At 57.5% G+C, this 26,703-nt stretch carries 24 protein-coding genes; 8 read left to right on the top strand and 16 right to left on the bottom strand.

What is annotated here, in order from left to right; genetic code table 11:
• Positions 1-41 precede the first annotated feature (41 nt).
• The 10 genes from atpA to mnmG all read right to left on the bottom strand — a co-directional run bounded on the left by atpA (position 42) and on the right by mnmG (position 8,757).
• A complete protein-coding gene (gene atpA, locus J3P75_RS00325; protein ID WP_016772405.1) occupies positions 42-1,586 on the bottom strand; it encodes a F0F1 ATP synthase subunit alpha in 1,545 nt (514 codons plus the stop codon).
• Positions 1,587-1,607: 21 nt separating this feature from the next.
• Entirely contained in the window at positions 1,608-2,144 is a 537-nt protein-coding gene (locus J3P75_RS00320; RefSeq protein WP_016772404.1) for a F0F1 ATP synthase subunit delta, read from the bottom strand.
• 12 nt (positions 2,145-2,156) lie between these two features.
• The gene (locus tag J3P75_RS00315; RefSeq protein ID WP_016772403.1) at positions 2,157-2,627 is read right to left on the bottom strand and encodes a F0F1 ATP synthase subunit B; all 471 of its coding nucleotides are present in this window, start codon (positions 2,625-2,627) and stop codon (positions 2,157-2,159) included.
• Between the two features lie 59 nt (positions 2,628-2,686).
• Positions 2,687-2,944: a F0F1 ATP synthase subunit C gene (gene atpE / locus J3P75_RS00310; RefSeq protein WP_003097235.1), complete on the bottom strand. Its 258-nt coding sequence runs from the start codon at positions 2,942-2,944 to the stop codon at positions 2,687-2,689.
• A 133-nt stretch (positions 2,945-3,077) separates the two neighbouring features.
• Positions 3,078-3,947, bottom strand: a complete 870-nt coding sequence (gene atpB, locus J3P75_RS00305) for a F0F1 ATP synthase subunit A (protein ID WP_016772402.1) — start codon at positions 3,945-3,947, stop codon at positions 3,078-3,080.
• A 16-nt stretch (positions 3,948-3,963) separates the two neighbouring features.
• The gene (locus J3P75_RS00300; RefSeq protein WP_090287824.1) at positions 3,964-4,371 is read right to left on the bottom strand and encodes a F0F1 ATP synthase subunit I; all 408 of its coding nucleotides are present in this window, start codon (positions 4,369-4,371) and stop codon (positions 3,964-3,966) included.
• A 148-nt stretch (positions 4,372-4,519) separates the two neighbouring features.
• Positions 4,520-5,392 (bottom strand): ParB/RepB/Spo0J family partition protein, encoded by an 873-nt coding sequence (locus tag J3P75_RS00295; RefSeq protein WP_090287826.1) that lies wholly within the window; start codon positions 5,390-5,392, stop codon positions 4,520-4,522.
• 9 nt (positions 5,393-5,401) lie between these two features.
• On the bottom strand, positions 5,402-6,199 hold the full coding sequence (locus J3P75_RS00290) for a ParA family protein (protein ID WP_203420125.1): 798 nt from the start codon (positions 6,197-6,199) through the stop codon (positions 5,402-5,404).
• 18 nt (positions 6,200-6,217) lie between these two features.
• Entirely contained in the window at positions 6,218-6,862 is a 645-nt protein-coding gene (rsmG, locus tag J3P75_RS00285; protein ID WP_434708931.1) for a 16S rRNA (guanine(527)-N(7))-methyltransferase RsmG, read from the bottom strand.
• Complete coding sequence (mnmG, locus tag J3P75_RS00280) at positions 6,859-8,757, bottom strand: tRNA uridine-5-carboxymethylaminomethyl(34) synthesis enzyme MnmG (protein WP_434594027.1); 1,899 nt, start codon at positions 8,755-8,757, stop codon at positions 6,859-6,861. Before mnmG ends, rsmG begins: the two co-directional genes overlap by 4 nt.
• Before the next feature lie 570 nt (positions 8,758-9,327).
• Between mnmG and J3P75_RS00275 the strand changes: the two genes are divergently transcribed.
• From J3P75_RS00275 to J3P75_RS00265, 3 genes are all read left to right on the top strand, one after another.
• Entirely contained in the window at positions 9,328-9,834 is a 507-nt protein-coding gene (locus tag J3P75_RS00275) for a sigma-70 family RNA polymerase sigma factor (protein WP_434708930.1), read from the top strand.
• Positions 9,834-10,781 carry a FecR domain-containing protein gene (locus tag J3P75_RS00270; protein WP_434708929.1) on the top strand — a complete coding sequence of 316 codons (948 nt, stop codon included), beginning with the start codon at positions 9,834-9,836 and terminating at the stop codon, positions 10,779-10,781. The genes J3P75_RS00275 and J3P75_RS00270 overlap by 1 nt, the downstream gene beginning before the upstream one ends.
• Positions 10,782-10,900: 119 nt before the next feature.
• Entirely contained in the window at positions 10,901-13,336 is a 2,436-nt protein-coding gene (locus J3P75_RS00265) for a TonB-dependent siderophore receptor (protein WP_434708927.1), read from the top strand.
• Positions 13,337-13,377: 41 nt separating this feature from the next.
• On the opposite strand, the gene mnmE is transcribed toward J3P75_RS00265, so the two are convergent.
• The 5 genes from mnmE to rpmH all read right to left on the bottom strand — a co-directional run bounded on the left by mnmE (position 13,378) and on the right by rpmH (position 17,305).
• Positions 13,378-14,748, bottom strand: a complete 1,371-nt coding sequence (gene mnmE / locus J3P75_RS00260) for a tRNA uridine-5-carboxymethylaminomethyl(34) synthesis GTPase MnmE (protein WP_434708926.1) — start codon at positions 14,746-14,748, stop codon at positions 13,378-13,380.
• A gap of 81 nt (positions 14,749-14,829) precedes the next feature.
• The gene (gene yidC, locus J3P75_RS00255; RefSeq protein ID WP_434708925.1) at positions 14,830-16,512 is read right to left on the bottom strand and encodes a membrane protein insertase YidC; all 1,683 of its coding nucleotides are present in this window, start codon (positions 16,510-16,512) and stop codon (positions 14,830-14,832) included.
• A 2-nt stretch (positions 16,513-16,514) separates the two neighbouring features.
• Positions 16,515-16,760 (bottom strand): membrane protein insertion efficiency factor YidD, encoded by a 246-nt coding sequence (gene yidD, locus J3P75_RS00250; protein WP_010465488.1) that lies wholly within the window; start codon positions 16,758-16,760, stop codon positions 16,515-16,517.
• Positions 16,753-17,154, bottom strand: a complete 402-nt coding sequence (gene rnpA / locus J3P75_RS00245) for a ribonuclease P protein component (protein WP_197677837.1) — start codon at positions 17,152-17,154, stop codon at positions 16,753-16,755. Before rnpA ends, yidD begins: the two co-directional genes overlap by 8 nt.
• Positions 17,155-17,170: 16 nt before the next feature.
• A complete protein-coding gene (gene rpmH / locus J3P75_RS00240) occupies positions 17,171-17,305 on the bottom strand; it encodes a 50S ribosomal protein L34 (protein WP_003213577.1) in 135 nt (44 codons plus the stop codon).
• 566 nt (positions 17,306-17,871) lie between these two features.
• Here rpmH and dnaA point away from each other — a divergent pair.
• The 4 genes from dnaA to gyrB are packed head-to-tail and all read left to right on the top strand — an operon-like array spanning position 17,872 to position 24,079.
• On the top strand, positions 17,872-19,395 hold the full coding sequence (dnaA, locus tag J3P75_RS00235; protein ID WP_434708924.1) for a chromosomal replication initiator protein DnaA: 1,524 nt from the start codon (positions 17,872-17,874) through the stop codon (positions 19,393-19,395).
• Between the two features lie 39 nt (positions 19,396-19,434).
• Positions 19,435-20,538 (top strand): DNA polymerase III subunit beta, encoded by a 1,104-nt coding sequence (gene dnaN / locus J3P75_RS00230; protein ID WP_434708923.1) that lies wholly within the window; start codon positions 19,435-19,437, stop codon positions 20,536-20,538.
• Between the two features lie 14 nt (positions 20,539-20,552).
• Positions 20,553-21,656 carry a DNA replication/repair protein RecF gene (gene recF, locus J3P75_RS00225; RefSeq protein WP_434708922.1) on the top strand — a complete coding sequence of 368 codons (1,104 nt, stop codon included), beginning with the start codon at positions 20,553-20,555 and terminating at the stop codon, positions 21,654-21,656.
• A gap of 5 nt (positions 21,657-21,661) precedes the next feature.
• Positions 21,662-24,079, top strand: coding sequence for a DNA topoisomerase (ATP-hydrolyzing) subunit B (gyrB, locus tag J3P75_RS00220; RefSeq protein ID WP_206414382.1), 2,418 nt, complete (start codon positions 21,662-21,664; stop codon positions 24,077-24,079).
• An 88-nt stretch (positions 24,080-24,167) separates the two neighbouring features.
• Here the strand turns inward: gyrB and J3P75_RS00215 are convergent, their stop codons facing one another.
• Positions 24,168-24,887, bottom strand: coding sequence for a response regulator transcription factor (locus J3P75_RS00215; protein WP_434594007.1), 720 nt, complete (start codon positions 24,885-24,887; stop codon positions 24,168-24,170).
• Between the two features lie 159 nt (positions 24,888-25,046).
• Here J3P75_RS00215 and J3P75_RS00210 point away from each other — a divergent pair, with 159 nt between their 5' ends.
• Positions 25,047-26,579 (top strand): ATP-binding protein, encoded by a 1,533-nt coding sequence (locus J3P75_RS00210; RefSeq protein ID WP_434708921.1) that lies wholly within the window; start codon positions 25,047-25,049, stop codon positions 26,577-26,579.
• Positions 26,580-26,703: the final 124 nt, after the last annotated feature.

Genomic DNA, 26,703 nt, shown 5'->3' with positions numbered 1-26,703 from the left:
ATCAGGTTAGCAAGCGGGAGCCTCGCGGCTCCCGCTGCGGCTTACCAGGTTTGGGTGGCCTTGAACTTCTCGATACCGGCTTTCATGCCAGCGTCGATTTCGTCATTGAAGTCACCTTTAACGTTGATCTTAGCCATCAAATCGGCGTGATCGCGGTTGAAGAAAGCAATCAGCGCTTGTTCGAAGCTGCCGACCTTGGCGATTTCAATGTCAGTCAGGAACCCACGCTCAGCGGCATACAGCGACAGCGCCATGTCAGCGATCGACATTGGTGCGTATTGCTTCTGCTTCATCAGCTCGGTAACGCGCTGACCATGCTCAAGTTGCTTGCGGGTCGCTTCGTCCAGGTCAGAAGCGAACTGGGCGAATGCCGCCAGTTCACGGTACTGAGCCAGAGCGGTACGGATACCACCGGAAAGCTTCTTGATGATCTTGGTCTGAGCGGCACCACCCACACGGGATACCGAAACACCGGCGTTCACTGCAGGACGGATGCCCGAGTTGAACATGGCCGATTCCAGGAAGATCTGACCGTCGGTGATGGAAATCACGTTGGTCGGAACGAACGCGGAAACGTCGCCAGCCTGGGTTTCGATGATCGGCAGTGCGGTCAGGGAACCGGTTTTGCCGGTCACTGCGCCGTTGGTGAACTTCTCAACGTATTCTTCCGAAACGCGGGATGCGCGCTCCAGCAGACGGGAGTGGAGATAGAACACGTCGCCTGGGTAAGCTTCACGGCCTGGTGGACGGCGCAGCAGCAGGGAGATCTGGCGGTAAGCCACTGCCTGCTTGGACAGATCGTCATAAACGATCAGCGCGTCTTCACCGCGGTCGCGGAAGAATTCACCCATGGTGCAACCGGAGTACGGTGCCAGGAATTGCAGCGCAGGAGATTCCGAAGCACTGGCAGCCACGATGATCGTGTTGGCCAGGGCGCCGTTTTCTTCCAGCTTGCGAACCACGTTGGCAATGGTCGATTGCTTCTGACCGATCGCTACGTAGACGCAGAAAATGCCGCTGTCTTTCTGGTTGATGATCGCGTCGATCGCCAGAGCGGTTTTACCGATCTGACGGTCACCGATGATCAGCTCACGCTGGCCACGGCCGACCGGGATCATGGCATCGACAGCCTTGTAGCCAGTCTGTACAGGCTGGTCTACCGACTTACGCCAGATCACGCCTGGAGCAACTTTCTCGACCGCGTCGGTCTCGGTGTTGCCCAGTGGACCTTTGCCGTCAACAGGGTTACCCAGTGCATCGACTACGCGGCCCAGCAATTCCTTACCAACAGGAACTTCGAGGATGCGGCCGGTGCACTTGGCGCTCATGCCTTCAGCCAGCGACTGGTAGGAGCCCAATACCACGGCACCTACGGAGTCCTGCTCCAGGTTGAGGGCCATACCGTAGACGCCGCCCGGAAACTCGATCATCTCGCCGTACATGACGTCGGCCAGACCGTGAATCCGCACGATGCCGTCAGATACGCTGACGACAGTGCCTTCGTTACGGGCTTGGGAGGTCACATCGAGCTTGTCGATGCGGCCCTTGATAATTTCACTTATTTCGGAAGGATTGAGTTGCTGCATTGCTCTGCTGCCCCTTCAAACTCAAGATTTCAATGCTTCGGCAAGTTTCGCGATTTTGCCGCGAATCGAGCCATCGATAACCAGGTCGCCGGCGCGGATCACGACACCACCAATCAAGGCAGCGTCCTCCGCAACTTGCAGGCGCACTTCCCGGTTGAGTCGTGCACTGAGAACCTTGGCGAGTTTGTCTTGCTGTTCTTGGTTCAATGCGAAAGCACTGGTCACTTCAACGTCTACCGATTTCTCTTGTTCGGCCTTGTACAGGTCGAACAGAGCGGCGATCTCCGGCAGAAGCAGGAGACGGTCGTTTTCGGCAACGACGTTGATGAAGTTGCGTGCCTTTTCATCAAACTTGTCGCCGCACACGTCAATGAACGTGGCGGCCTTTTCTGCGCTCGTCAGTCGCGGGGCCTTGAGCACGCGCTGCAGGGTGTCGTCTTGCGACACCGCTGCTGCCAGGCCGAGCATGGCTGACCAATTGGCCAGTTGCTGGTGGGCCTGAGCGTGCTCGAAGGCCGCCTTAGCGTAAGGTCGGGCCAACGTGGTCAGTTCTGCCATGATCGCCCTCGCTTAGATTTCAGCAGCCAGTTGGTTAACCAGCTCTGCGTGCGCGTTTTGATCGATTGTGGCACCCAGGATCTTCTCGGCGCCGCCAACAGCCAGCAAGCCCACTTGGGCACGCAGCTTGTCTTTGACGCTGTTCAGTTCCTGTTCGATCTCGGCTTGAGCCTGAACCTTCACACGGTCAGCGTCGATACGGGCTTTTTCAACAGCCTCTTCGACGATCTGGTTACCGCGTTTCTTGGCTTGCTCGATGATTTCAGCTGCCTGAGCTTTCGCTTCGCGCAGTTGCTGACCCGCTTTTTCTTGGGCCAACTCCAGGTCGCGAGCTGCACGGCTGGCAGCGTCCAGACCATCAGCGATCTTCTTTTGACGTTCGTGCAGAGCAGCGATGACCGGAGGCCATACATACTTCATGCAGAACAGTACAAAAATCAGGAACGCAACGGACTGGCCAATCAGGGTCGCATTAATGTTCACGCCAACACCTCGCAGTTACGTTGTCCATCACATCAAATTACTCGGAAAACTCCGGGTAATTAGCCAGCGATCTGACCAACGAACGGGTTCGCAAAGGTGAAGAACAGAGCGATACCAACACCGATCATGGTTACGGCGTCGAGCAGACCGGCAACGATGAACATTTTAACTTGCAGCATTGGAACCATTTCTGGCTGACGCGCTGCGCCTTCCAGGAACTTGCCGCCCAGCAGGCCGAAACCAATTGCGGTACCCAGTGCGCCCAGGCCGATCAACAGTGCAACAGCGATAGCGGTTAGACCAACTACAGTTTCCATCTTTCCTCCCGACTTTTACGTCGTATGGTTTAGGTTTTTTAGATTAAAGCGGTAAAACAAATCGTTTCAGGTGCCCTGTGAAGAGCCCCCTCCCGTTTGACCGGGAGGGACATCAGACTAGTCGAGACTGGCCTTAATGGTTTTCTTCGTGCGCCATCGACAGGTAGACGATGGTCAGCATCATGAAGATGAACGCCTGCAGCGTGATGATCAGGATGTGGAACACAGCCCACGCCCACTGCAGGACAACGCCCAGGCCGCTCAGCCAGAGCAGGCCGCTGCCGAACATCACAGCGATCAGAATGAACACCAGCTCGCCGGCATACATGTTGCCGAACAGACGCAGAGCCAGAGAGATCGGCTTGGCGATCAGGGTCACGAATTCCAGCAGGAAGTTCACCGGGATCAGCAGCGCCTGAACGAAGATGTTCTTGCTGCCGAACGGGTGCAGGGTCAGTTCGCCGATAAAGCCGCCGATGCCCTTGACCTTGATGCTGTAGAAAATGATCAGTGCGAACACCGAGAACGCCATGCCCAGGGTCGCGTTCGGGTCGGTGGTCGACACGGCGCGGAACGGGATGTGCGCATCACCGGAGATCAGGATGGCCAGTTGAGGAATCCAGTCGACCGGTACCAGGTCGACGGCGTTCATCAGGAACACCCAGACGAAGATGGTCAGTGCCAGCGGTGCGATCACCGGGCTACGGCCATGGAAGCTGTCTTTCACGCTGCCATCGACGAATTCGACCAATACTTCAACGAAGTTCTGCAAAGCACCCGGCTGACCCGACGTTGCCTTCTTCGCCGCCATGCGGAAAAGAAGCACGAAGATCAGACCCAGCGCGACCGACCAGCCGAGGGTATCGACGTGGAAAGCCCAGAAGCCCATTTCCTTGGCCTCTGCTGCGGTGTGGGCAAAGCCCCAGCCGCCGTTGGGTAGCTGACCGAAGGTCAGGTTCTGCAAGTGGTGCTGGATATAGCCCGAAGCGGTTGTTTCTGCCATGGTTGCCTCAAACGCCCTAAGGTCTCGAAAGTCTTGTTCTCATCAGCAGGGGAGCGAACCAGCTGACCGACTGCGTCAGCACGAACACGCCGAATACTGCGATCGGCGCCAGTGGCTTCACACCTGCGAACACCAGTGCAAACAGCACTGCCGTCAAAATCAGTTTGCCTGCCTCGCCGGCATAAAAAGACCGGACGATGGACTGGGCTGCTCGGGCGCCGGAAAACCGAAATGCCCTGTGAGCGAAATACACATTGGGCAGCAAGGCTATCAGGCCTCCGCAAAGTCCCGAGTATCCGGCAACGACTCCATGCCATTGCCAGAGCGCCAATGCGGCAATCAGCAAAACGACAAATTGAGCCATCAACACCGGAAAAACTGCCAGGCGATGGAACGGCAGGCGGTTTGGCTTGCGGGTTTCCATCACGTTTGCTCTCCAATGGTCGGCTGCCAGAATTCACTAACTTGGCATAATTTGTGCCGACAAAATGCGCGCAGAGTATAGGGGCGGTTCTGCCCCTATTCAACTGTCAGGTAGTGATTTCCGACTGCGCGCTACATGAGGAAATGTTTCAGCGGATGTGTGCGAGCACACCTTGAAGCTCATCGAGCGAGTTGTAACCAATCACCAATTGGCCCTTGCCCTTCTTCCCGTGGCGAATCTGCACCGCAGAGCCTAGGCGCTCGGCCAGGCGCTGCTCGAGGCGGGCGATGTCCGGATCGGGTTTGGCGGCTTCGACAGGCTCCGGTTTGCCACTCAACCACTGGCGAACCAGTGCTTCAGTTTGGCGCACGGTCAGGCCTCGTGCGACAACATGTCGCGCCCCTTCGACCTGTTGATTGTCCGGCAGACCGAGCAATGCGCGGGCATGACCCATTTCCAGATCGCCATGGGACAGCATGGTCTTGATGACTTCAGGCAATGCAATAAGTCGCAACAGGTTAGCCACAGTCACCCGAGACTTACCCACAGCCTCGGCCACCTGCTGCTGAGTCAGCTGGAATTCCTGCTGCAAACGCTGCAGGGCCACGGCTTCTTCGATCGGACTCAAGTCTTCACGCTGGATGTTCTCGATCAGCGCGATGGCAATAGCCGTCTCATCGGGGACATCGCGGACCATGGCCGGGATGGTTTCCTGGCCAGCCTGCTGACTGGCGCGCCAGCGACGCTCACCGGCAATGATTTCGAAGCGGCCACCACCAATCGGACGCACCACGATCGGTTGCATCACGCCTTGGGCTTTGATCGAAGACGCCAGTTCTTCCAGCGCCTGCGGATCCATGTCCCGGCGCGGCTGGTATTTGCCGCGCTGAAGCAGGTCCAGCGGCAAATGCTGCAATTCCCGGGTATCAGCCTGCGCGGCCTGTTCTTCCAGGGCGCTGACTGTCGGACCGCTCAGCAGTGCATCCAGTCCACGTCCGAGACCTCGTTTCTTGACGGCCATGGGGATTCCTTAAGTTGGCTGGGCAGCGGCGATGCGTGAATTTTTGCGCTGACGGCGAACCATCTCGCCCGCGAGGGCCAGATAAGCCAGCGCGCCGCGCGACTGCTTGTCGTAGGCCAGCGCCGGCATGCCGTAGCTTGGCGCTTCGGCCAGACGGATGTTGCGCGGAATCACCGTGTCGTAAAGCTGCTCGCCGAAGTGCTCCTTGAGCTGCGCCGAGACGTCGTTCATCAGGCTCAGGCGTGGGTCGTACATGGTCCGTAACAGACCTTCGACTTTCAGGTTCGGATTCAGCAGTTCAGCGATTCGCTTGATGTTATCCACAAGGTCGCTCAAACCTTCGAGCGCGAAATATTCGCACTGCATGGGGATAATCACCCCGTCGGAGGCGACCAGCGCGTTCAGCGTGAGCATCGACAGCGACGGCGGGCAGTCGATCAAAATGTAATCGTAGTTGTCGCGGATCGGCGCCAGCGCACTGCGCAGACGGCTTTCCTTCATCTGCATTTCCAGCAGCACCACTTCGGCCGCCGTCAGATCGCGGTTGGCCGGCAGCAGCTGATAACCGCCATGTTCGGAAAAATGCATGGCCTGGCCCAGATCGCATTCACCGATCAGCAGGTCGTAGACCGAATTTTCCAGGCCGTGTTTATCCACACCGCTACCCATGGTGGCGTTGCCCTGTGGATCGAGATCGATCAGCAGCACCCGGCGCTTGGTCGCGACCAGCGATGCTGCGAGGTTGATACAGGTGGTGGTCTTGCCCACACCACCCTTCTGGTTCGCTATCGCGAATACCTTAGCCATTCTTGCTTGTGTTCCCAATCATGCCGTGCGGCGCAGTATCAGCAGATGGCGTTGGCCTTGGCAACCGGGTACGGCCAGGGCGTGTTCGCTATCGAGTTTGAAGTCTGCCGGCAATGCTACCAGCTCATCGGCCGGATGAACGCCCTTCATTGCCAGCCAGCGTGTATCGGCATCGCCCAGGTGGCGAGTCCAGTTACTGAAGTTCTCCATGCTGCTGAACGCCCGGGAAATGATCCCGTTGAATGGCTCCACAGGCTGGAAAGCCTCGACACGACTGTGGATAACTTGCAGGTTATCCAGCTTGAGTTCGAGTCTGACCTGGGTCAGGAAGCGGGTTTTCTTGCCGTTGCTGTCCAGGCAGGTCACCTGCGAATCCGGAAACAGGATTGCCAACGGTATCCCTGGCATCCCGCCGCCACTGCCGACATCAAGCCAGCGGCCGTTTTCGATGAACCCCATCACGCTCAGACTATCGAGCAGATGACGCGAAACCATTTCGTCCGGATCGCGCACAGCGGTGAGGTTGTAGGCCTGGTTCCATTTGATCAACAGGGCCAGATAACCCAGCAGCAACTCATGCTGGGCTTGCGTGAGCTCGACACCGAGCGCGCGGGCTCCTGTGGATAACTCTTCGGCGTGTTGCGAAGTGACCTTAGAACTCAAGCGCTTTGCTCCAACTGACGGCCCGCGCCGCGTTTTTTCAAATGAATCATCAACAGCGAAATGGCTGCCGGGGTCACACCCGGGATCCGCGAAGCCTGACCGAGCGTCTCGGGGCGAGTCGCGCCGAGCTTGCTCTGGATCTCCTTGGAGAGACCGGAAATGTTGGTGTAATCGATATCCACAGGCAGTTTGGTGTCTTCGCTGGCGCGCAAACGGGCGATTTCATCCTGTTGGCGATCAATGTAACCAGCGTACTTGGTCTTGATTTCGACCTGCTCGGCAACCTGTGGATCTTCGGCGCCGTTGCCGGTCACCTCGACCAGACCGGCGTAGTCGATTTCCGGTCGGCTCAGGAGGTTGAGCAAGTTGTATTCGTGGGTCAGCGGCGTGCCGAACTTCTCGGCAATCGCATCGCCCTGTTGCGTATTGGGTCGCACCCAGGTGCTTTTCAGGCGCTGTTCTTCCAGATCGATGCTTTCGCGCTTCTTGCAGAATGCCGCCCAACGCGCGTCATCGACCAGACCGAGTTCGCGGCCTTTTTCAGTCAGACGCAGGTCGGCATTGTCCTCGCGCAGGATCAGGCGGTACTCGGCGCGGGAAGTGAACATGCGGTACGGCTCTTGGGTACCGAGGGTGATCAGGTCATCGACCAACACACCGATGTACGCTTCATCGCGGCGCGGGCACCAGGCTTCTTTGCCCTTGGCGCGCAGCGCAGCGTTGGCGCCAGCGAGCAAACCTTGTGCACCGGCCTCTTCGTAACCGGTGGTGCCGTTGATCTGGCCAGCAAAGAACAGGCCGCCAATCACTTTGGTTTCGAGGCTGTATTTCAAATCGCGTGGATCGAAGTAGTCGTACTCGATTGCATAACCCGGACGCACGATGTGCGCGTTTTCCATGCCGCGGATCGATTGCACGATCTGCAACTGCACGTCGAACGGCAAGCTTGTGGATATCCCGTTCGGGTACAGCTCATGGGTGGTCAAACCTTCCGGTTCGATGAACACCTGATGGCTTTCCTTGTCGGCAAAGCGATGGATCTTGTCTTCGATCGACGGGCAGTAACGCGGGCCGATGCCCTCGATTTCACCGGCAGCGGAATACATCGGTGAACGATCGAGGTTCGCCGCGATGATTTCGTGGGTGCGGGCATTGGTGTGGGTAATCCAGCAGCTGACCTGGCGGGGATGCTGTTCCTTGTTGCCCATGAACGACATCACCGGGATCGGCGTGTCGCCTGGCTGCTCGGTCATTACCGAGAAATCCACAGACTTGCCGTCAATGCGCGGCGGTGTGCCGGTTTTCAAGCGGCCTACACGCAGTGGCAGTTCACGCAAACGGTGCGCCAGCGCGATTGACGGCGGATCACCGGCACGACCGCCGGAAAAATTCTGCAAACCGATGTGGATAAGTCCACCGAGGAACGTACCGGTGGTCAACACCACGGAATCGGCGAAGAACCGCAGACCCATTTGCGTGACAACACCACGGACCTGTTCCTGCTCGACGATCAAGTCATCCGCCGCTTGTTGAAATATCCACAGGTTCGGCTGGTTTTCCAGGATCTCGCGGACAGCCGCTTTGTACAGAATGCGGTCGGCCTGCGCACGGGTCGCCCGAACGGCCGGGCCTTTGCGGCTGTTCAACACGCGAAACTGGATACCACCCAAATCGGTAGCCATGGCCATTGCGCCGCCGAGGGCGTCGATTTCCTTGACCAGATGGCTTTTGCCAATGCCACCGATGGCCGGGTTGCAACTCATGGCACCGAGGGTTTCCACGTTATGCGTCAGCAACAGGGTTTTTGCCCCCATACGTGCTGAGGCCAGTGCTGCCTCGGTACCGGCATGACCGCCGCCGATGACGATCACTTCAAAACGGGAAGGGAAATCCACCACGCACCTCGTGCCTGCTTAATAGGTCATTCAGGAAATAGTTTGAGCTCAGGTTTCTGGACCTGGTCGGCAAGTATAGGGACTTCGCCCTTTCTAAAGAACCCTTTGCACAAAAATTAACCAGCTGTGGAGAACTCGCGGTTAAAAGAATAAAAAAGAGAGAAATTTATAAAACCTTTGTTTTTATGTTTATTCTTACTGGGCATGCTTTCTGTGGATAGATCTCTACAGACCTTTAATTATGGACTGTACAGAGATTCAAAACCCTGTGCTCATGTGCCAATGAGAACACTGGATAAGCCTCTTAAGCCTGTGGATGAAAGGGGTGGTTATCCACAGAGGGGTTTATATCCAGTTTTGGAGCCCTGTTATCAACCGACCTCAGTGGCAGTTATTCACAGGGCTTAATCCACAGAAACGGTCCAAACGATGACGACAGAACGCAAAAAAAAGGCGCCACCGAGATAGCGGTGACGCCCATGAAGTCAGCGGAAGGAAGTGCGAAGACTATTGTGAGAGCACGTAACAGAGGCTAATAATAGGCATTATCATTAACTCGTTACTTTTCCCATGCCCCTACTCGCCCACACCGCTGCGATCGAGCAAATCTACGAGCAACACCATTCGTGGCTCTACGGCTGGCTCAAGGGAAAATTAAATGATGCCTGCGATGCGGCTGACGTCGCGCATGACACGTTTGTGCGGATTCTGGCGGCCCGTAGCGCGGCGCATATCCGCGAGCCAAGGGATTATCTGGCCACCATCGCGCGCGGCCTGGTGATTGATCGATACAGAAGGAGCGCCATCGAGACCGCTTATCTGCAGGCGCTCGCTACCCGAGCCGAAGCCTGCGCAATCAGTGAAGAAGATCGAGCGCTGATCATCGAAACCCTGATGGCTGTGGATAAAGCCTTGGCCGGCCTCGGTGCGCGAACGCAGAAAATCTTCATGCTTTCGCAGATAGAAGGTCTGACTTATCAACATATTGCCGTGCAATTGCAGGTTTCGCTGACCACGGTGAAGAAGCACATGATTCGCGCCCTCACGGAATGTGCCCTGATCATGGCGCAGCATTGATGGCCATCGCACCCGACCGCCAGGTTTTCGAAGCAGCCGCCAGCTGGTACGTGCAGTTTCAGGCAGAGCCGCCAACGCTTGCCGAAAGGAACACCTGGCAGCTGTGGATAGATAGCGATCCTGCACATCTGGCGGCATGGACCCAAGTGGAACAACTGCAACGCCACCTCGGCACCCTGCCGCAGGATTTGAAACGTCGCGCCCTGAGTACCGGACAGCAACGACGCCAGGTGTTGAAGCTTTTACTGCTCGCTGCAGGAACCGGGTTCGTCGGCTGGAATGTTCAGCAACACACCTCTTTGGGGAATGTCTGGGCCGACTATAAAACCGGGATCGGTCAGCGTCGCGACCTGACATTGGCCGACGGCAGCCAGATTCAGCTCAATACCGATACCGCGATCGATGTGGCTTTCGACGCGACGCAGCGGCTGATTCGCCTGCGCTCGGGCGAGATCCTGATTCAAACCGGCAAGCTTGGCGATCCACGGCCGTTTTTTGTCGAAACCGATGATGGCCGGGTTCAAGCGCTGGGCACGCGTTTTTCGGTTCAGCTGTTATCGGGTTCAACCAAGGTGGGAGTACTGCAGGACAGGGTCAGTGTTCAGCCCGCTGATGCCTCAGCGGCTGCGAGAATTCTGCAGGCAGGCGAAGGCGTAGATTTCGATCGTCGGCATATCGGACTCATTCGGCCCTTCGCCTCATCGCAAGTGGCATGGAGCAATGGCCAGTTGATTGTCCTCGACGCGCGACTGGGCGATGTGATTGATGAGCTGCAACGTTATCGTCGCGGTGTTCTGCATTGCGACGCTCGTGCCAGGGATCTGCGCGTGTCAGGTACATTTCGGCTTGATTCCACCGACGCCGTGTTGGCCAATCTACAGGCTTCGTTGCCGATCAACGTGCGTTACTTCACCCGTTACTGGGTCTCGCTCAGCCACCGCGCCTGATCGATACCAGACCTGGGAAAAATAAATCGACAACGGGGTTATCTTTTTTTGCCCTGAACCGGCCCTACAGGTAATCGCGATAAACGCGGCTCGTTGCCATTTTCAGGGCTTATCCACACATGTGTCTTCCTACGTACCGTCAGCGCTTCTCTTACCACTGTCTTGCCTACAGCCTATTTATGACCAGTGCCGCGTCTTGTCTGGTGATGCCCGTTGGCGCATCCGCGGCGAGCAGCACTCAGCGTTATGCCATTGCCGCGGGCCCTCTGGATAATGCCCTCAGCCAGTTCGCCTCCGCTGCGAATGTGATTTTATCGTTCTCGCCGCAACAGACGCTACGCTTGTCCAGTACCGGGCTGAACGGCAATTTCAGCGTCGAACAAGGCTTCGCCCAACTGCTGCAAGGCTCCGGGTTGCAAGCCGTGCCGCAGGCACCGGACAGCTACATTCTGCAAGCGCTCCCAAACGCTGATTCGCTGGAACTGGCCCCGACCAACATCAACGCTCAGTTGGCCAACCCGATGGATCTGGATTACGCCGCCGATGTCGGCTACAAGGCGCAGAACAGCCGGATCGGTACGAAAACCAGCACGCCGCTGTCGGAAACGCCGCGCTCCATATCTGTCGTAACTGCCCAGCGCATGAAAGATCAGAAATCCCAGACACTCACCGAGGTGCTTGGCTACGTACCCGGAATCTTTGCCCCTCCGTTTGCGGCAGGTGACAGCCTGGCCGGCGATCTGTTTTTCATCCGAGGTTTCAACGCCACCGATTATGGCTACGGTCTGCTGCGCGATGGACTACGCGTACAGGGCAATCGCTATGACACCAGCACCGAGCCTTACGGACTGGAGCGAGTCGAAGTGTTCCGCGGTCCGTCCTCGCTGCTGTATGGCGAAAACGCCCCCGGCGGTCTGGTCAATCTGGTCAGTAAACGTCCGACTGCCGTGCCTCAGGGCGAAGTGCAACTGGGCTATGGCTCGAACAATCGCCGGCAGATCGGCGTCGATGTGTCGGGGCCGCTCAACGACAACGGCAACATTCTCGGGCGCGTGGTGATGCTTGGGCGCAAGTCCGACACCCAGACCGATCATGTCCCGGATGACCGAATTTACATCGCCCCCTCGCTGACCCTGAATTTCGACGACTTCAATACGCTCACGCTGCTGGCCAACTACCAGAAAGATCACACCAACATGGAACTCGGCCTGCCGGCGGCCGGGACATTGCTGAGCAACCCCAACAGCCAGTTATCCAAGGATACGATGCTCGGCGATCCGGACTGGAATACCTTCGAACGGGAAACCTGGAGCACCGGTTATGAGTTCAGCCACTCCTTCAATGATGACTGGCAGTTCCGCCAGAACTCGCGTTATATGCAGTCGCGCATCACCCGGCATGAAACCTGGCCAGGCAACCTCAATAACGGCGGGTTCGGCAAGCGACTGAACATGACCGCTTACGATCGCTTCAACAAGTCGATGGTCTATTCGCTGGATAACCAGTTGGAAGGCAAATTCGAGGTTGGTGGTCTGGAAAACACCGTGTTGTTCGGCGCCAGCTATGACCGTACTTCGTTCAGCCAGGATTGGAACGCTGGCATCGTCGGGCCGATCGATGTGTATAACCCGGTTTACTTGCGCGACCCGACCACGCCGATTGCGGTGCAAAACACCTTGCTCGAGCAACAGATGAAAGGCGTTTATGCACAGATCCAGAGCAAGTACGACCGTTGGCTGTTTTTGCTCGGTGGCCGGCAGGACTGGGTCGACAGCGATTTTCGCGACAAGGTGGCAAAGGGCGGCGACATCAGTTCCGAGGACAAGAAGTTCACCTATCAGGGCGGCGTGATGTATCAGTTCGACAACGGCATGACGCCGTATGTCAGCTATTCCACCTCATTTGTGCCGGTGCAGCAGATTTCCAACGCCGGCACACCGCTCGATCCGATCACCAGCAGCCAATACGAAGTGGGCCTGAAGTACGAGCCGATCGGCTGGGATACGGCATTCACCGCTTCGGTGTATGACCTGCGCAAAAGGGACGACACCTACTTCGACTCGACGACGTCGAGCTATCGCCAGGTGGGCGAAAGCCGTTCCAAGGGGGTCGAGCTGGAGCTCAACAGCAATCTGACCCAAAACCTGAATGTTACGGGTGCTTACACCTACACCGATGCGCGCATCACCAAAGATGCAGCAACCTCACTGATCAAAGGTCATCAGATGACAGGCGTGCCGCGCAATCAGGCGTCAGTCTGGGCCAAATACCGCTTCCTTGATGGCTATCTCAAAGGCCTGTACGTGGCGGGCGGCGTGCGTTACTTCGACAGTGCGTTCGCCTACACCTCGCCGTCTCTCTACGGCAAGCTGGATGCCGGCGATGTCACGCTGGTCGATGCAGCGATCGGTTACCAGATCGACAGCCACTGGAGCGTGGATCTCAACGCGAAAAATCTGTTCGCCAAGGAATATGTATCCGGCTGCAACGATGCCGGACGCTGCTATTGGGGCGAAGATCGCACGATGCTCGGTACGGTGTCTTACAACTGGTAAAACGAAACAGGCCTGTGGATAAATTGTCCACAGGCCCGCATTTATTTACCGATGCAGAAGCTGGAAAAGATCCGCCCCAACAAGTCATCGGAACTGAACGCCCCGGTGATTTCACCCAACGCATGCTGGGCCTGGCGCAAATCCTCGGCGAGCAATTCGCCGGCGCCCGCCAAGGTCAGCTGCGCGCGGCCGTGTTCCAGTGCCGCGCTGGCATAGCGCAATGCCTCGAGATGTCGACGTCGTGCACTGAAGCTGCTTTCCGACGTTTGCTCGTAACCCATGCAGGCTTTGAGATGGTCACGCAGCAAATCCAGGCCTTCGCCAGCTGATTTGGCACTCAGACTGATGGTGACATGACCGTCTTCACTGGTTGCCAGAGCAATTGCTTCGCCGGTCAGATCGGCTTTATTGCGAATCAGGGTGACTTTGGCCGGATCCGGCCGGGTTTCGAGGAATTCTGGCCACAGGGCAAACGGGTCCAGCGCTTCCGGTGCGGTCGCATCAACCACCAACAACACCCGATCAGCCTCACCGATTGCCTTCAACGCTCGCTCGACGCCGATTTTTTCCACATGATCATCGGTATCACGCAGACCGGCAGTGTCGACGACGTGCAACGGCATGCCATCGATGTGGATATGTTCGCGCAGGATATCCCGGGTGGTACCGGCAATTTCGGTAACGATAGCGGCTTCACGACCGGCCAGTGCATTCAACAGACTGGATTTACCGGCATTCGGTCGTCCGGCAATCACCACTGTCATGCCGTCACGCAGCAATGCACCCTGTCCGGCCTCGCGCAGTACTGTGGATAACTCGATGCGCACTTTATCGAGCATGCTCAGCACATGACCGTCGGCGAGGAAGTCGATTTCTTCTTCCGGAAAATCGATTGCGGCTTCGACGTAGATGCGCAGGCCGATCAGCTGTTCGGTCAGGTTATGCACACGTTGGGAAAACGCGCCTTGCAATGAACGCAGGGCATTTCGTGCAGCTTGAGCAGAACTGGCTTCGATCAGATCGGCAATCGCCTCGGCCTGGGCCAGATCGAGCTTGTCGTTGAGAAACGCGCGTTCACTGAATTCTCCAGGACGCGCCAAGCGGCAACCCAGTTCCAGGCAACGCTTGAGCAACATGTCGAGCACGATCGGGCCGCCGTGGCCCTGCAGTTCCAGCACGTCTTCGCCGGTAAACGAGTTCGGCCCCGGGAAATACAGCGCCAGACCTTCGTCCAGCACCTGCTGATCGTCACTGAAAAAAGGTCCGTAGTGGGCAAAACGCGGTTTCAGCTGGCGACCGCTGATGGCTTTCGCCGCCACGCTGGCCAACGGCCCGGAGATACGAACGATGCCTACACCGCCGCGACCTTGTGCGGTGGCAACGGCGGCGATGGTTTCACGCGGTGTGCTCATAAACCCGAATCCAGACAAAAGTGGCAGATAGCAAAACGCCCCACTAGGGGGCGTTTTGAGTGGTGTTATCCACAGTGCAAGTTACGCCTCGGCTTTTTTCGTTGCCGCTTCGATCTTACGCGTGATGTACCACTGTTGTGCAATCGACAGGCAGTTGTTCACAACCCAGTACAGCACCAGACCAGCCGGGAACCACAGGAAGAAGAAAGTGAAGATGATTGGCATCATTTTCATCACCTTCGCCTGCATCGGATCCGGAGGCGTCGGGTTCAGCTGCTGCTGGATGAACATGGTCGCGCCCATGATGATCGGCAGAATGAAGAACGGATCCTTGATCGACAGGTCGGTGATCCACAGCATGAACGGCGCCTGACGCATTTCCACGCTTTCCAGCAGAACCCAGTACAGCGAAAGGAAAACCGGCATCTGCACGAGGATCGGCAAGCAGCCGCCCAGCGGATTGATCTTCTCTTTCTTGTACAGCTCCATCATGGCTTGCGACATTTTCTGCCGGTCGTCGCCATGTTGCTCTTTCAGCGCAGCCAGTTTCGGCGCAACGGCACGCATGCGCGCCATCGATTTGTAGCTGGCAGCCGACAACGGGAAGAAGATCCCCTTGATCAGCATGGTCAGGAAGATGATCGACCAGCCCCAGTTACCGACAATGGCGTGGATGTGCTGCAGCAGCCAGAAGATTGGCTGGGCGATGAACCACAGAATGCCATAGTCGACGGTCAGTTCCAGACCTGGGGACAACTCTTTCAACACCGCCTGGCTTTTCGGACCGGCGTACAGCACAGCGCTGGTTTCAACCTTGGCACCTGGAGCAGCGGTCAGCGTAGGACCGGTGTAACCGATGATGTAGTTGCCTTTGCTGTCTTTACGGGTCTGGACGATGTTGTTTTCGCCCTTGGCCGGAATCCACGCCGTCACGAAGTAGTGTTGCAGCCAGGCGACCCAGCCACCGGTGACGGTTTCTTTGAGCTGCGCCTTGTCCATGTCCTTCATGGACACTTTCTTGTACGGCTCCGAACTTGTCCACAGGGCAGCGCCCAGGTAAGTCGCGGTGCCAGTCGCTGTTGTGGACGAAGGATCCGCGCTCGCATCACGCTTCAGTTGAGCGAACATTGCGCCGTTCCAGGGCTGAGCGCTCTGGTTATCCACAATGTAGGAGACGGCTACGTCATACAGGCCGCGTTTCAGGGTGAAACGCTTGATGTAGTTGACGCCATCCTTGCTGAATTTCAGGTCAACGACGAGTTGATCCTGACCCTCAGCCAGTTGGTAGGTCTTCTTCTCTGCAGAATAGACCGGACGACCGGCCGGATTTGCGTCCGGGCCATTGGTGCCGATCAGACCGCTTTGGGCCAGATAAACACGTTCGCCGCCGTTATCGAACAGCTGGAACGGCACATCAGGACGATCCTGACGACGCGGATACAGAGGCAAGGTCAGTTGAGCGACATCGCCACCTTGTGGATCGATCGCGAGATCGAGCACGTCGGTTTTGATCTGGATCAGATCCTTGCTGGCGGCTACCGGTGTTTCGGCAGGGGCGCTGGTATCGCTGGCGGCACGCGGAATATCGTCACTGGCGGCAGCATTGGTGCCAGTGGCGGTGTCCGGCAAACCGGATGTAGTCGTACTGGAAGCAACATTCTGAGTCGGCAGGGCAGCCTGGCCATAGTCCTGGTTCCATTTAAGAACCATAACGTAGGACACGATTGCCAGGGCGACGATCAGGATCGTGCGTTTGATATCCATGATTACTCGGCCATCGAAGAAGAACGGGAGGTAGGGATAGGCGGAACCGGGTCATAACCACCGGGATTCCACGGATGACAGCGACCTAAACGACGAAAGGTCAGCCAGCCACCGCGCAGAAGGCCATGATTTTCAATGGCTTCATACGCGTAGCAGGAACAACTGGGGTAGAAGCGACAGTGGCTGGCCATCAAAGGACTAATGGCATAGCGATAAAACTGGATCGGAACGAGGGCCAGTTTACGCATCTGGACTGTCTACCCCTACAGTTTCGGTTTTGACTGCCGGAACCGGCTTGTTACGCGCCAGACGCTTCCAGAGTTTGCCGAAATGCTGAATCAATTCGGGGTTTTCTACATCGCCCAGACCTTTGCGCGCGACGATAACGATGTCCCAGCCGACCAGTGAATCCTGGTGCAGACGGAACGATTCGCGCATCAAACGTTTGAGGCGATTGCGCTCAACGGAGAGCTTGACGCTCTTTTTCCCGATAACCAGCCCGAGACGGGGGTGATCAAGATCGTTGTCGCGTGCAAGGAGCAGGAGATTTTTCCCCGGAACCTTGCCGGTAGGGGAGTCAAAGACTGCCTTGAAATGCCGGGGAGTAAGCAGACGCTTTTCCCGACTGAAGTCCTGACTCACCTCCAGTACCGGATTATCAAACTGCCAGACGCGCACGACCTTTGGCGCGACGACGCGACAGGACTGCGCGGCCGTTCTTGGTAGCCATGCGAGCACGGAAACCGTGGGTACGAGCGCGTTTGATAGTGCTTGGTTGGAAAGTACGTTTCATGTCGTGTTACCTGGTTCGTCCACAACGGGCCGGAATGGCCCCCGTTTTAAGAGACCGGGGATTCTAGAGAAAGCAAGCCTTCAGGTCAATTTCCAACCAGCGTTTCCTTAGAAATAGATCTCCAGGGCGGTACTGTCTGAAAGACTGTCCGCCAGACATAAAAATAAAGAAGGGAATTATTTAAAGCTTTTCTGTAAAGCTTGTTAAAGCTAGGCGATGCCTCCGTTGTGGATAAGTGACGGGACACCTTTATTTACCTGGTGTACAGAGAATGACAACTACAGTGGAAAACCGTGATCAGCCTGTGCTGCGCTGTCGGATAACCTGTGTGTGGAATGGGTGGTTATCCACAGCGGGGTTATCCACCGAGTTCAGCCCCTAGTTGTCCAGTGCCCTCAGGGGCGGTTATCCACAGAGCTTATTCACTAACCGTTGGTCGCCTTTTATCGGTCCAGCCTGCTGACAATTGATGAATGCCAGGCAACCTGCGTGTGGATAAGTGGACGGCTCGCCGCTACAATGGCCGCTTGTTTTTGCCTCACCGGCTTTCAACTTAGGGGATATCCGTGTCAGTGGAACTTTGGCAGCAGTGCGTGGAGCTTTTGCGCGAGGAGCTGCCTGCCCAACAATTCAACACCTGGATCCGTCCACTACAGGTCGAAGCCGAAGGCGACGAGTTGCGCGTCTACGCACCGAATCGTTTCGTGCTGGACTGGGTCAATGAAAAGTACCTGGGCCGGGTCATGGAACTGCTGGATGAGCACGGCAATGGCATGGCTCCAGCGCTGTCCTTGTTAATAGGCAGCAAACGCAGCTCGGCTCCGCGTGCCGCCCCGAATGCACCGCTGGCTGCGGCGCAGGTTTCTCAGGCGCAGGCGAATGCCGCGCCTGCCAACGTGCCGGCCCCTGCTCCGGCGCCTGTGTCGACCAAGCGTGCAACGCAGAAAACCGAGGAAATCAGTGAAGAGCCGTCTCGCGACAGCTTTGATCCGATGGCCGGTGCAGCGTCGCAACAAGCCCCGGTTCGTGCCGAACAGCGCACCGTGCAGGTTGAGGGTGCGCTCAAGCACACCAGCTATCTGAACCGCACCTTCACCTTTGAAAATTTCGTCGAAGGTAAATCCAACCAGCTCGCCCGTGCCGCGGCGTGGCAGGTCGCGGACAACCCCAAGCATGGCTATAACCCGCTCTTCCTTTATGGTGGCGTCGGCCTGGGTAAAACCCACTTGATGCACGCGGTGGGTAACCATCTATTAAAGAAGAACCCGAATGCCAAGGTCGTTTACCTGCATTCCGAGCGTTTCGTGGCCGATATGGTCAAGGCGCTGCAGCTGAACGCCATCAACGAGTTCAAACGTTTCTACCGGTCGGTGGACGCGTTGCTGATCGATGATATTCAGTTTTTCGCGCGCAAAGAGCGTTCGCAGGAAGAGTTCTTCCACACCTTCAACGCTTTGCTTGAAGGTGGCCAGCAGGTCATTCTCACCAGTGACCGCTACCCGAAAGAAATCGAAGGTCTTGAAGAGCGCCTCAAGTCGCGTTTCGGTTGGGGTCTGACGGTCGCCGTCGAGCCGCCGGAGCTGGAAACGCGCGTGGCCATCTTGATGAAGAAGGCTGACCAGGCCAAAGTCGAGCTGCCGCATGACGCGGCGTTCTTCATTGCCCAGCGGATTCGCTCCAACGTCCGTGAACTGGAAGGCGCGCTGAAGCGCGTGATAGCCCATTCGCACTTCATGGGCCGCGATATCACCATCGAGTTGATTCGCGAATCGCTGAAAGACCTGCTGGCGTTGCAGGACAAACTGGTCTCTGTGGATAACATTCAGCGCACGGTCGCCGAGTACTACAAGATCAAGATCTCCGATCTACTGTCCAAGCGCCGTTCGCGCTCGGTAGCGCGTCCGCGTCAGGTGGCCATGGCGTTGTCCAAGGAACTGACCAACCACAGCCTGCCAGAAATCGGCGACGTGTTTGGCGGCCGCGACCATACCACCGTGTTGCACGCCTGCCGCAAGATCAACGAACTTAAGGAATCCGACGCGGACATCCGCGAGGACTACAAGAACCTGCTGCGTACACTGACCACTTGATGAACACCAGCGCAGCTTATTAAGGCAAGGGACTAGACCATGCATTTCACCATTCAACGCGAAGCCCTGTTGAAACCCCTGCAACTGGTCGCAGGCGTCGTCGAGCGCCGACAGACCTTGCCGGTACTCTCCAACGTGCTGTTGGTTGTCGAGGGCCAGCAACTGTCGCTGACCGGTACCGACCTTGAGGTCGAGCTGGTCGGTCGTGTGCATCTCGAGGAGCCGGCAGAGACAGGGTCCATCACCGTGCCTGCGCGCAAGCTGATGGACATCTGCAAAAGCCTGCCCAACGATGCGCTGATCGACATCAAGGTCGACGAGCAGAAACTGGTGGTGAAGGCCGGCCGTAGCCGTTTCACCCTGTCGACCCTGCCCGCCAACGATTTCCCGACCGTTGAAGAAGGTCCGGGCTCGCTGACCTGCAGCCTTGAACAAAGCAAACTGCGTCGTCTGATCGAACGCACCAGCTTCGCCATGGCCCAGCAGGACGTGCGCTACTACCTCAACGGCATGCTGCTGGAAGTTTCTGCTGGCATCATCCGCGCGGTGGCAACCGACGGTCACCGTCTGGCCATGTGCTCGATGCAGGCCGATATCGGTCAGCCAGATCGTCATCAAGTGATCGTCCCGCGCAAAGGTATCCTCGAACTGGCACGTCTGCTCACCGAGCCGGACGGCAATGTCAGCATCGTTCTCGGTCAGCACCATATCCGTGCGACCACTGGCGAATTCACCTTCACCTCGAAACTGGTTGATGGCAAATTCCCGGATTACGAGCGCGTGCTGCCCAAGGGGGGCGACAAGCTGGTACTGGGCGATCGCCAGGCCTTGCGTGAAGCGTTCAGCCGTACCGCGATTCTGTCCAACGAGAAGTACCGCGGCATCCGTCTGCAACTGGCCAGCGGTCAGTTGAAGATCCAGGCCAACAACCCGGAGCAGGAAGAAGCGGAAGAAGAAGTAGGCGTTGAATACAACGGCGGCTCGCTGGAAATCGGCTTCAACGTCAGCTACCTGCTCGACGTGCTGGGCGTGATGACCACCGAGCAGGTTCGCCTGATCCTTTCTGACTCCAACAGCAGTGCGCTGGTACAAGAGTCTGACAATGACGACTCGGCTTACGTTGTCATGCCGATGCGTCTGTAATCAGCTGATTCTGAATGTCGTTAAGTCGTGTTTCGGTCACCGCGGTGCGCAATCTGCACCCGGTGACCTTCTCCCCCTCCCCCCGCATCAACATTCTTTACGGCGCCAACGGCAGCGGCAAAACCAGTGTTCTGGAAGCCATTCACCTGCTGGGGCTTGCCCGTTCGTTTCGTAGCACGCGCCTGTTGCCTGTCATCCAGTACGAACAACTCGCCTGTACGGTATTCGGTCAGGTCGAACTGGCCGAGGGCGGACACAGCGCGTTGGGGATTTCTCGCGATCGCCAAGGTGACTTCCAAATCCGCATTGATGGGCAGAACGCCCGGAGCGCTGCGCAACTGGCGGAAATCCTGCCGCTGCAGTTGATCAACCCCGACAGCTTCCGCCTGCTCGAAGGCGCGCCGAAGATTCGCCGGCAGTTTCTCGACTGGGGCGTGTTCCACGTCGAGCCTCGGTTCATGGGGACCTGGCAGCGTTTGCAGAAGGCCTTGCGCCAGAGAAACTCCTGGCTGCGGCATGGTACACTTGACGCCGTTTCGCAAGCGGTTTGGGACAGGGAACTGTGCCAGGCCAGCGCTGAAATCGATGAATACCGCCGCGCTTACATCACAGCCTTGAAACCGGTCTTCGAACAGACCTTGAGCGAACTGGTTGAGCTCGAGGGTTTGACGCTCAGCTATTACCGAGGCTGGGACAAAGACCGCGAATTGAGCGCCGTACTTGCCGGTTCCGTACAACGGGACCAGCAGATGGGGCACACCCAGGCCGGACCGCAACGCGCTGATTTGCGTCTTAGATTGGGCGCACACAATGCCGCGGACATATTGTCCCGGGGTCAGCAGAAGCTGGTGGTCTGCGCACTGCGGATTGCCCAAGGGCACCTGGTCAGCCAGGCCCGCCGTGGTCAGTGTATTTATCTGGTGGATGACTTGCCGTCCGAGCTGGACGAGAGCCATCGCCGCGCGCTGTGCCGCTTACTGGAAGACTTACGCTGCCAGGTGTTCATAACCTGTGTAGATCACGAATTATTGAGGGAAGGCTGGCAGACGGAAACGCCAGTCGCTTTGTTCCACGTGGAACAGGGCCGTATCACCCAGACCCACGACCATCGGGAGTGAAGGCATTGAGCGAAGAAAATACGTACGACTCATCGAGCATTAAGGTGCTGAAAGGCCTGGATGCCGTGCGCAAACGTCCCGGTATGTACATTGGTGACACCGACGATGGCAGCGGTCTGCACCACATGGTGTTCGAGGTGGTCGACAACTCGATCGACGAAGCCCTCGCCGGCCATTGCGACGACATCAGCATCATCATTCACCCGGACGAATCCATCACCGTCAAAGACAACGGTCGTGGCATCCCGGTAGACGTGCATAAAGAGGAAGGCGTCTCCGCCGCCGAGGTCATCATGACCGTCCTCCACGCTGGCGGTAAGTTCGACGACAACTCCTACAAAGTATCCGGCGGTCTGCACGGTGTAGGTGTGTCGGTAGTGAACGCGTTGTCCGAAGAGCTGGTCCTGACCGTCCGCCGCAGCGGCAAGATCTGGGAACAGACCTACGTCCACGGCGTACCTCAGGCGCCGATGGCCATCGTTGGCGACAGCGAAACCACCGGCACCCAGATTCACTTCAAGGCTTCCAGCGAAACCTTCAAGAACATTCACTTCAGCTGGGATATCCTCGCCAAGCGCATTCGGGAACTGTCCTTCCTCAACTCCGGTGTTGGTATCGTCCTCAAGGATGAGCGCAGCGGCAAGGAAGAGCTGTTCAAATACGAAGGCGGCCTGCGTGCATTCGTTGAATACCTGAACACCAACAAGACTGCGGTCAATCAGGTGTTCCACTTCAACATCCAGCGCGAAGACGGTATCGGCGTGGAAATCGCCCTGCAGTGGAACGACAGTTTCAACGAGAACCTGCTGTGCTTCACCAACAACATCCCGCAGCGCGACGGCGGTACTCACCTGGTGGGTTTCCGTTCGGCGTTGACGCGTAACCTGAACAACTACATCGAGCAGGAAGGTCTGGCGAAGAAACACAAAGTCGCCACCACCGGTGACGATGCCCGTGAAGGTCTGACCGCGATCATCTCGGTGAAAGTACCGGATCCGAAGTTCAGCTCGCAGACCAAAGACAAGCTGGTGTCTTCCGAAGTGAAAACCGCGGTCGAGCAGGAAATGGGCAAGTACTTCTCCGACTTCCTCCTTGAAAACCCGAACGAAGCCAAGCTGGTCGTCGGCAAGATGATTGACGCCGCCCGTGCCCGTGAAGCCGCGCGCAAGGCCCGTGAGATGACCCGCCGCAAAGGCGCGCTGGACATTGCCGGCCTGCCGGGCAAGCTCGCTGACTGCCAGGAAAAGGACCCGGCACTGTCCGAACTGTACCTGGTGGAAGGTGACTCCGCGGGCGGCTCTGCCAAGCAGGGACGTAACCGCAAGACCCAGGCGATCCTGCCGTTGAAGGGCAAGATCCTCAACGTCGAGAAGGCGCGCTTCGACAAGATGATCTCTTCCCAGGAAGTAGGCACCTTGATCACCGCGCTGGGCTGTGGCATCGGCCGTGAAGAATACAACATCGACAAGTTGCGCTATCACAACATCATCATCATGACCGATGCTGACGTCGACGGTTCGCACATCCGTACCCTGCTGCTGACCTTCTTCTTCCGTCAGCTGCCGGAGCTGATCGAGCGCGGCTACATCTACATCGCCCAGCCGCCGCTGTACAAGGTCAAGAAAGGCAAGCAAGAGCAATACATCAAAGACGACGACGCCATGGAAGAGTACATGACGCAGTCGGCCCTGGAAGATGCGAGCCTGCACCTGAACGAAGACGCACCGGGCATTTCCGGCGAAGCGCTCGAGCGTCTGGTGAATGACTTCCGCATGGTGATGAAGACCCTCAAGCGTCTGTCGCGCCTGTACCCGCAGGAACTGACCGAGCACTTCATCTACCTGCCAGCGGTGAGCCTGGAAAAACTCGGCGACCACGCAGCGATGCAAGAATGGCTGGCCCAGTACGAAGCCCGTCTGCGTACCGTCGAGAAGTCCGGTCTGGTCTACAAGGCCAGCCTGCGTGAAGACCGCGAACGTGGTGTGTGGCTGCCAGAGGTTGAACTGATCTCCCACGGCCTGTCGAACTACGTCACGTTCAACCGCGACTTCTTCGGCAGCAATGACTACAAGACCGTCGTCACCCTCGGCGCTCAACTGAGCACCCTGCTCGACGAGGGCGCGTACATCCAGCGTGGCGAACGCAAGAAAGCCGTCACCGAGTTCAAGGAAGCCCTCGACTGGCTGATGGCCGAAAGCACCAAGCGCCACACCATCCAGCGATATAAAGGTCTGGGCGAAATGAACCCGGATCAGCTGTGGGAGACCACCATGGACCCAAGCGTGCGCCGCATGCTGAAAGTCACCATCGAAGACGCCATCGGCGCCGACCAGATCTTCAACACCCTGATGGGTGATGCGGTCGAACCTCGCCGAGACTTCATCGAGAGCAATGCGCTGGCGGTTTCGAACCTGGATTTCTGATCCAGGTTGTCGTCAACAAAAAAAGCCAACGCATTCATTGCGTTGGCCTTTTTTATTTCCGGTGCCTGATGCTTCTGCTCGCACTGGTTTACTCGACGGCAGATGCCACACTCTCCAACCGATACCCATACCCATAAATTGTCAACAACTGCCAACCCCGATCCGCGGTTAGCCCAAGCTTGTTCCTCAGGCGATAGATATGCGTATCGAGCGGTCGTGACGATGCAATCTCCTCGTGCGGCCAGAACCGCTCATATAGATAGTCGCGTGACAACGGCCGTCCCAGATTGCTGAACAGACACCGGGCGAGCCGATACTCGCGCTCTGTCATGACGATCGGCTTGCCCTCACGGGTGACAGTGAGTTCGGCATCGTCGAACGTCAGGTCATTGAAGCTCAGCACTTCCGAGGCTGCCGCACGTTGCTGGCTATGCCGGCGCAGTACCGCCGCGACCCGCGCTTTCAGTTCATTGGGCCGAAATGGCTTGCTCACGTAATCGTCTGCCCCGGCGTTCAGCGCCTGGACAATATCGCTCTCACCATCGCGACTGGTCAGCATGATCGCCGCCGGTGGCGCGTCCATGTGTTCGCGGGTCCAGCGCAGCAGCGCCAGGCCGGTGAGGTCGGGCAGCTGCCAGTCGAGGATCAGCAGGTCGAAGGTTTCCCGACGCAACTGCCGCAGCAGGTCTTCACCGCGCTCGAAGCTGTGCAGCGCCCAGGGTTGTTCGCCAGCTTCGGCCATCTGTTGCAGGGTTTGCTCGACCCGGCGCAATTCGGCGGGTTCGTCATCCAGTATTGCAACACGCATACGCGATGGTTCCTTGTCGCTTGGGCAGTTGGGGCAACTGTAGTCGCTTGGCCAGTGCGATGAAAGTAAGCGGCCCTCGTCGCTCGACGTCCGCTATGATTCTTCGAATCTTCGTCTCAGACCAGTTGCCCATGAAACCATTCACCCTGCCCTCCTCCCATGAACAATAATCGTCGGCGCGAAAGCCGAGTGCCCAGTCAAGTGCAACGACTGTTTCGCCAGTTGGTGCGCGAATGGCTGTGGATAAGCCTGGTGCTGTTACCGCTGACCGCGGTGCTTTCCTATCGCGCCCAGACAAGTTTGCAGGGTATCTCGTCGACGACGGGGGCGTCGTTATCGGTGGGGCTGGTAGCCGCCGTTCTCAGTCTATTGTTATGGCGTCCACGCTGGGCGCTGTGGATTTCCCTGATGGGCATGGCCTGCGCACTGTTGATCAGTGCCGGTCTGGCGCAGGCGCAACACTGGTGGTCGCCGACGCCGGCGGTGCTGGGCATGTTGTTCGGTTATCTGATCTGGAACTGGCGGCGTCTGAGTGTGGTGTTGACCTATTTCGGTTGGGAACTGGCGCGCCTGGACAGCGAGCCAAAGGTGTTTCCGGAACGTCGCCGTTCGCAGTTCACCGGTACCGATCGCTTGCAAGGCCAGATCATGGCGCTGGAACAAGCCATGAGCCGCACCCGCGATACGCGCAGATTCATTGCCGATGGCTTGGAATACCTGCCCGTCGCCACGCTGATCAGCGACCCCAAGGGCCAGATTCTGTTGGGCAACCGCAAAGCACGCGAACTCTTCGATAACGATCTGGTGGGCAACGATGTGCTCGATCAGCTAGCCAGCCTGGGCTATCCGGAGTTATCCCCAACGCCACGCCCGCCATTGTCAGCTATGCCGCTGCTGGAATTTCGCGACCACAAGGAGCGCAGCCTGCGTCTGGACCGTGCGGCATTGCTCACCGCCGATGGCGATACACCCATCGGTTGGCTGCTCAGCCTCACCGACCTCAGCGCCGAACGCGCTGCCGAAGAACAACGCGGTGTGTTGCTGCGCTTCTTGTCCCACGATTTGCGCGCACCCCACTCGGCCATCCTGGCGCTGCTCGACGTACATCGACATCAAGCTGGCGCCGATTCGCCGTTGTTCGAGCAGATCGAACGTCAGGTCCGCCGTGCACTGGACCTGACGGACGGATTTGTCCTGTTGGCACGGGCGGAGTCCGAGGCCTACCAGTTTCAGCCAAGCCTGTTCGCAATGTTGGTGCTGGATGTGCTCGATCAAGCGCTGCCCATCGCTCAGCAAAAACGTATCGAACTGCGGCATGCCATGGATGAGCAAACTCAGGAGCGCCTCGTTATGGCGGACCAGGGCTTGCTGACCCGCGCATTGTTCAATCTGTTGGAAAACGCGATCAAATACAGCCCGGCTGGCTCTACGGTTCAGTTGCGGGTGAGCTGTCACGAGAAGTGGCTGCGTTGCGAACTGATCGACCAGGGCAAGGGTATCGCCGAGCACGAGTTGCCGGAGCTGTTTAGCCAATACCGGCGCTTTTCCTCAGCGCAGGGCATTGACGGCATAGGGCTGGGCCTGTCAATGGTCAAAGCGGTGATCGATCATCACGGTGGCAGCATTGAATGTCGCAGCGAGGTCGACCGAGGCACGACGTTCATGCTGCAGCTACCTTTGATTGCCGAATGAACAGGCACAAAAAACCGGCTATATCAGCCGGTTTTTTTACATCGAAAATAAACTTATGCACGGTTTGCCAGATTACAGGGTCTTCAAAAAACGACTTTTAAATCAATCAGTTGCATCGAATCCG

This window comes from Pseudomonas sp. R1-1, assembly GCF_051132135.1.
Lineage (GTDB): Bacteria > Pseudomonadota > Gammaproteobacteria > Pseudomonadales > Pseudomonadaceae > Aquipseudomonas.
Note: the sequence above shows the minus strand (reverse complement) of the source record. Positions and strands in the feature narration are given on the sequence as shown.